The sequence below is a fragment of the Bacillus cereus genome (genome assembly GCF_007678085.1).
Lineage (GTDB): Bacteria > Bacillota > Bacilli > Bacillales > Bacillaceae_G > Bacillus_A > Bacillus_A cereus_BE.
This window is the reverse complement of sequence record NZ_VEDW01000053.1, coordinates 1-234: the sequence shown is the minus strand read 5'-3', so window position 1 is coordinate 234 and position 234 is coordinate 1. Positions and strand designations below refer to the sequence as shown.

Genomic DNA, 234 nt, shown 5'->3' with positions numbered 1-234 from the left:
TCTTTGTTATTTTGTTATATTATAGATGTGATAAAATTAATAGTTGTGTCATTGAGCCTCTAACAATATGTTTTTAAGGTTCTGTTGCAAAGTTGAATTTATAATATAATTTTAACAAAAAGGAGTCTTCTGTATGAACTATTTCAGATATAAACAATTTAACAAGGATGTTATCACTGTAGCCGTTGGCTACTATCTAAGATATGCATTGAGTTTTCGTGATATATCTGAAAT

The 234-nt window shown here is 26.9% G+C and carries 1 pseudogene; it reads left to right on the top strand.

What is annotated here, in order from left to right:
• Positions 1–133: 133 nt before the first annotated feature.
• Positions 134–234 (top strand): annotated as a pseudogene (locus tag FS742_RS27355) (IS6 family transposase); the annotation flags it as partial.